The organism is Streptomyces sp. NPDC019396, from assembly GCF_040632375.1.
GTDB lineage: Bacteria > Actinomycetota > Actinomycetes > Streptomycetales > Streptomycetaceae > Streptomyces.
The window spans coordinates 1-6,139 of record NZ_JBEYBS010000064.1; the positions used below are offsets into that span (position 1 = coordinate 1).

Here is a 6,139-nt window from a genome sequence, read left to right on the forward strand (position 1 = left end):
GATCCACGGCCGCGACTGACGCTTCCCCATGTTGAAACCAACGAGCATCCGAACCGAAAGTCACATGATCAACAACTTCTGTTAGGACCTCTTAGAGTCCGCCGTCGGTGCCGAGACGCTGGTCGAGGTCGGTGGCCCAGTGCTGTGCCCAAGCCCGCAGGCCTGCGGGCTCATCGGAGTCGAGGCCGTAGGCGGCGAATTCCTCGTCGTCGTACCAGTCGGCGCCGGTGAGACGGTCGCGCAGGTCGTCGAGGCGGGCGTAATGGCCGCACGTTCAAGGTCCAACTCCGCAATTTAAGACTTTTCTCAAATGGCTATCGCTTGCAGATAGTATCAAAACCCATTCTTTTGCGGGGTCAGGTAGGGCTATTCAGGACGGACGGCCTTGATGATCCGTATGGCGAAGCGGAACAGGAACTCAGTGGCAACATAGGACCAATTAGTCCGGGCGGTGGATAGTGCTCTCGTCATGAAGTTCCCGTGCATCTCTTTTCGGGCGAGCAGCAGTTCGTCAAATAGTTCCTCGTATTGAGCTGCGATATGGCCGGGATCGAAACGTTGTGCATTCTCTCTCGCTGCGCGCGCCATCTGGCGTCGTTTGGGGGCGTCATTGATTAGGCCCAAAAGAGCTCGAGCCATTGCAGTTGAGTCGCCGACTGGAACCAATAGGCCATCAGTTCCATGATGGATTATCTCAGCTGGCCCAAGTGGACAGTCGGTACTGACCACAGGGAGTCCGCTGCGCATAGCTTCGACAATCGTCATTCCGAAGCTTTCACTACGCGAATTGACGGCTGCGATAGAGCCCTCTGGCCATTGGGAATCCATAGGCGTATAGGAGCCCATGAGCTTTACATGACTTTTCAATCCATGATAGCCGATGCGTGCTTGCAAAACCTTACGTTCCGGCCCGTCTCCGTAAATCCGTAGTTGCCAGTCGGGGCGTTCCTTGGCTACCTCGGCAAATGCGTCTATAAGCTGGTCGAACTTTTTGACGGGGACAAGACGGCCTGCGGCGATAACTATTGGTTCCGTACTCTGAGAGACTATTGTGGGAGCGGGAACGCTATTTGGGATGGAGGCGACGCGCACGCGGGGCATGCTCTTGCGGTACCTTTTCGCGTCTGCCTCAGTGACTGTGACCAGTGCATCCAATTGAGGATAGCAGTTCCGCAATTGTGTGCGCAGCGCGAACCGATGCCCGTCATGAGTTTGATGTTCTTGGCCGATGCGTACAATGTGCTCGGGAGTGAAGCGTGCAAGTAGGGCATTCAGTCCGGGTCGTGTGCCCACCACAATGTCTGCCTGGTTGCCCGCCAGCCACTCCTTAATGCGCTTCTCCGTAAGATGACTGTGCTGCATATATCGACCGTCACTGGCTGGATAGGAGCGGGCAGGGTGCTCAAGCAGGGAGCGATCAGTTCCTTCCCCGGGACGCATGTCGACGAGGGGGACAAGGCAAACCTGAGACCCGAGAGCGAACTGTGTTTTTTCGCGGTATCGAAATACCGAAGCGATCTCAACCTCGTGGCGAGCAGCCAACGCTTCCGCCAAGTTGAACACAGTGCGGATGGTACCGCCGACACCGTAAGCGTGATGGAGTAGGAAGGAAATCTTCATGAGTCTTCCGCAACAGATGTCCGAATTGGTGGTTCGACGCTCCGTGGAGCGGGAGCCCGAGCGCACGACATTAGTGTGGTTTGATAGACGACTGGTCGATATTGCGAGTAAATGTTGCGCTGTAGTTGCGTACCTTTTGAGCAGTCGCGTGGCGCAAGTCAAAAATCTTGCCCAGCACATTTCCTTGGAGACGTAGTGTGGACTCACGGGCGGCAGTTCGAGGTCGGCTTCGGCGGGTGACTACCAGCTGTTTATAGATCGACTCATGGCGTTCGGCGATACGTGCCGGATCGAAACGGCACGAAGTTTTCAGCGCCGCTTGGCCCATTCGCCTTCGCAGGTCCTCATTGTTGACAAGTTCGAGCATGGCGTTAGCAATTGCGTCCACATCCCCGATTGGCACAAGCCTTCCATCGATGCCGTCTTTGACGATTTCGCGAGGTCCATGGGGACAATCAGTCGAGACAACAGGAAGTCCACAACGCATGGCCTCAACAATGGTCATGCCAAAGGATTCAAGTTGGGACGTGGAGACTGCGATCGAGGCTTGCATAAACTCAATGTCCATGGGGACAACGGTGCCCATCAGTCGCACATGGTCAGCGAGATCCAATTTTGCGATAAGTGCCTGCAGGGCGTCCCTTGTGTTGCCGGTTGCGTCGCCGCCTCCGTAAATCCGCAAGCGCCAGTCGGGGCGCGCGTCGACGACTTGAGCGAATGCTCGAACTAGCAGGTCGTATCGCTTGACCGGGGTAAGTCGTCCAGCTGCGACAACGACCTTTGCCGACGTGTCAGCTGACAGTAGCTGGGAGGAAGGGGCGCTGTTCGGTACGGCCTCAATCCGGACATCGGGTATTCGCAGTCGGGTGCGGTAGGAGTGCGCATCTGCCTCAGTAACGGTAATTATCGCATCAAGCAGTTGGTAACGGTGACGCAATTCCTGCCGCAGATGGTAGCCGTGGCTATCCAACGTCAGGTGTTCCTGGCCGACCCGCACAGGACCACGCCGCGCCTGCCGGGCAATATGCACGTTGAGCCCCGGTCGAGTGCCGGTTATGACGTCGGCCTCCAAGGCTTTGAGATACCCGCCGATCCGCTGATCGGTGAGTCTGCTGTACTGGCTGATGCGCCGGTCGCCTGCAGCGAAGACTCTCGCGGGCCGAGTGTATCCTGGTTGATTGCCGTCAAACCCAGGGCTGTCCTGACGTAGATCCACAAGATGACGTAGCAGCACTTCCCGAGGCGCTTCCATCGTGGGCTCATTTCGGTGCCGGAACACCGAAACAATCTCAACGTCGTGTTGCTCAGCCAGAGCCTTGGCGAGGGTAAACGTCGCCTTGATCGTGCCTCCAACACCGTAGGCATTGTGCAGCAGGAATGAAATATGCATGGTTTCGGGCTTCTTCGTTGGGGAAGATCTTGTGTGTGTAAGCGAGAGGCGGACGCTACAAGTGTCCTGCGGGAGCGAGGTCTGGTAGCTAAGTAACCAGTACTCAAGAAGTAGGATGGAGCCGTTTGAGATAGGGCTCGTTCGCTCTGTCGCGTGGGTTCTCAGAGGTCGTCGCGTTTGGCTGGCTTCGCGAGGCGCTGGCTTGCCCGGCCGTACGAGTTTGGTGCGGGTGTGGAGCTGCATTGTTCCGGACGGGCTGTGGGAGACCACCGAGACGCTGATCTCTCTGTCGAAGGTGCGGCTGCAGGATGGCGGAACACAGGACACGCCTGATGAGCCGCCGTTCGCGGCGATCATCTACTTGTGGGTCAGCGGTGGTGCCCTGGCGGGCCCTGCCACCTTGCTGCGGTATATCGGAAGTCCACCGCACAACGAAGGTTCCTGATCTGGTCGCGGGGCGGGGTGCAGGGCTGACTACACGAGGCGATCCTGCACCGACTTCACGACGCACAGTTCCTCGACTTCTCCCGTGCTGTCCTCGACTCCGCCCACGTCAGGGCCAAGAGGGGGAACTCACAAGCCCGAGCCCTGACCGGGGCAAATCAGGTCCCAAGATGCGCGTCCTGTCGGACGCGAACGGCCTGCCCTTTTTCGTTGGTATCTGTGGCGCCAATTCTCACGACACCCATGCCCTGAAGCCTTTGGTGGAGGACCACCAATCGAGACACGATCCCCCGCGGCTGGCACTTCAATCTCAAGCAGCTGCATGCCGAACAAAGCCTCTATGCGCCTCACCTGCGGAAATGATCGCCCGGCAAGCGCATTGGCGTGCGCATCGCCCGCAACGGCATCGAGTCCAGCGAAACGCCGACTCAGGTGGGTCATCGAACACATCGTGTCCCCCCTCACCGGATGCCGCCGGCTCAACCGCCGCTTCGAGCGTAACTCCCGCAACGACCCGGCCTTCCTCGACCTCGCCGCTGCCCTCTGCTGACACAAATGACTCTTCCGCCACACCACATAACACGCTCTTACTGAGTTTTTCGTTAGTTGGGTGGGTGGGGTGGATGGTGAGTCCGGTGTGGGCGAGGAAGCACCAAGGGGAGTTGATCGTTTTGGTGGATGCGGCGGATGCCTCGTTCGGTGGCGTTGGCAACGTCAGCGAGGTGGTCGCCGGCGAGGTTGGCGAGCTCGCGCGTCTTGATCGCCGACCACAGCAGTTCCACCGGGTTGAGCTCGGGTGCGTAGGCGGGTAATCGCTCGAAGGTGAGCCAGCTCTGTTCGGCAGCCCAGGCGCGCATGGCCCGGCTCCAGTGGGCGGACAGCCCGTCCCAGACCAATACCACCGGCTCTTCGGCGTAGAAGACCTTGATCCGCTCAAGAACCTGAATAGGTGCGGCGGTGTCGTAACTTCCAGGCCTGAGGTGGAGGCACAACCGCGGCCCGCGCTCGGGATCGGCGGCGTGGTAGCCCAGGGCCGCGGCCATCGAAGCGCGTTTCCAGTTCAGCCGGTGCCGCAGTGTAGGGGTGCGGCCACGAGGTGCGTAGGCGCGGCGGACCTGGGGCAGCAGCGAGACTCCTGATTCATCGACGAAGACGGATCGCGGGACAGGTATCAGCTCTGTGAGAGCGTCGACGCTCTCACAGAGCTCAACAGTCATCGGGCACGGAGCCTCCGCGCGACCACCTTGTTGCTGCCTGCTAACCTCAGTGGCCTAATCGATCGGGCGTATGCCCGTACAACTAGCAACTCTTTGCTGCCACTCTCCGTAGTCCACCGTTGGGGCTAATGATGGCGTCGGCGTGTGTTTCGCCCCTTCGGGCTGTGATGTCGAGTGTCGACGAGGCTGTGAGGCGTGAATCAGGCGCGTCCGGACCGCGAGAATGTTGAGGCTCGCATATTCCCGGCTTAACCTGCCCGTACGGCGAAGCTTTGTGGGGAGGGAATGGCCGCGCTCTATCCAACGAGTCACTGCGCCCGCCCATCGTGCTCTGTCAGCTCACTCCGGGTACTATTGCAAGCCTATGCGAGGTTTCGCACGATTATGGTCGTCAGGCAGAACGTGTGCCGGATGAACTCGAGGAAACTCGTCATTCGGAGTTGTTCTATCGAGACACGTGGTATATCGTGCGGGCATGGCGAGAAAGCACGTGACGATTTTCATCGACGACCTGACCGGTCTAGAGACCGCTGAGGGAGCCACTCACAGCATTGTCCTCAACGGGGTAGCCTACGAGATTGACTTGTCTCCGGACAGTTACGATCAGATGCTCGAGGCTTTTAGCCCTTACCTGAAGTCCGGACGAAGGGTTGGCCGGGGGCGACGGTCAAGTAGGGCTGCTGCCCTGAAGACTGAGGGGCCGTCTACCGCTGAAGTGCGCGAATGGGCGCTATCGAATGGACATGACGTGAACGCGCGTGGTCGGATCCCCGCTGAGATTCGAGCGGCGTACGAATCGGCGCACTGAACTTGACTCTTGCGACCTGTAGATGGCCGAGGATGTCATTCTCTTTTCCGTATTGCGGGCATGAAAGACCTCCCCGCTGCCTCGGCAAGGAGTGGCCAGCTCAACCGGACGGCAGGCCAACGGAGTCTACAATGCCTCCCTGATTCGGAGTGTCAGTTGGCGAATGCCGCCGACGGGCAGCCAGATCTCTAGTTTGACCGAGGCTCAGTATCTTTGCAGTGGCCCTACACTGAACACCCAGGGCCGGATAGGGGGCTGGGAAACCGGTGCTGCTTACGTAGCGGTGTGTGCATGCGCGCGATCTTAATCTCGAGGGACGGATCATACTATATATCTGCGCGTTGAGCGATTCGAAGCTTGCGGAGTATCTGGTGGTGGTCCTTTCTGAGCAAGGCTACTCTGTGACGGGTTGTTTTGCCGGTGATGAAGTCACGACGTCCTCGCTGAGTGGCGGCGTAAGAAAACGAGATGCAGGCCGCGATGGGCATCACTTGGACCCCCGTGCACGCAGAGTTCACCGAGGATAATCCGTCTGCATACACATGCTACGTCGGGGAGCAGCGCATAACGAGTTGGTGCGTGATAGCGGGTGGGGCGTGTTTGCCTTGATCACGGCGTCTTTCACATGGTGATGTTGCGGTCGGAAACGAGGCTGGCAAT

4 protein-coding genes and 1 pseudogene are annotated in these 6,139 nt (G+C 58.9%); 2 read left to right on the forward strand and 3 right to left on the reverse strand.

Going from position 1 to position 6,139, the window contains the following annotated elements:
* Positions 1 to 366: 366 nt before the first annotated feature.
* The gene (locus ABZ532_RS31115; protein ID WP_361291256.1) at positions 367 to 1,620 is read right to left on the reverse strand and encodes a glycosyltransferase family 4 protein; all 1,254 of its coding nucleotides are present in this window, start codon (positions 1,618 to 1,620) and stop codon (positions 367 to 369) included.
* Positions 1,621 to 1,690: 70 nt separating this feature from the next.
* Positions 1,691 to 3,010, reverse strand: coding sequence for a glycosyltransferase family 4 protein (locus ABZ532_RS31120; protein WP_361291259.1), 1,320 nt, complete (start codon positions 3,008 to 3,010; stop codon positions 1,691 to 1,693).
* Between the two features lie 220 nt (positions 3,011 to 3,230).
* Here ABZ532_RS31120 and ABZ532_RS31125 point away from each other — a divergent pair.
* Positions 3,231 to 4,004, forward strand: a pseudogene (locus tag ABZ532_RS31125) (IS5 family transposase).
* 52 nt (positions 4,005 to 4,056) lie between these two features.
* Here the strand turns inward: ABZ532_RS31125 and ABZ532_RS31130 are convergent.
* Positions 4,057 to 4,671: a transposase gene (locus tag ABZ532_RS31130; RefSeq protein WP_361291262.1), complete on the reverse strand. Its 615-nt coding sequence runs from the start codon at positions 4,669 to 4,671 to the stop codon at positions 4,057 to 4,059.
* Positions 4,672 to 5,146: 475 nt separating this feature from the next.
* Here ABZ532_RS31130 and ABZ532_RS31135 point away from each other — a divergent pair, with 475 nt between their 5' ends.
* On the forward strand, positions 5,147 to 5,479 hold the full coding sequence (locus ABZ532_RS31135; RefSeq protein ID WP_361291265.1) for an Lsr2 family protein: 333 nt from the start codon (positions 5,147 to 5,149) through the stop codon (positions 5,477 to 5,479).
* Positions 5,480 to 6,139: the final 660 nt, after the last annotated feature.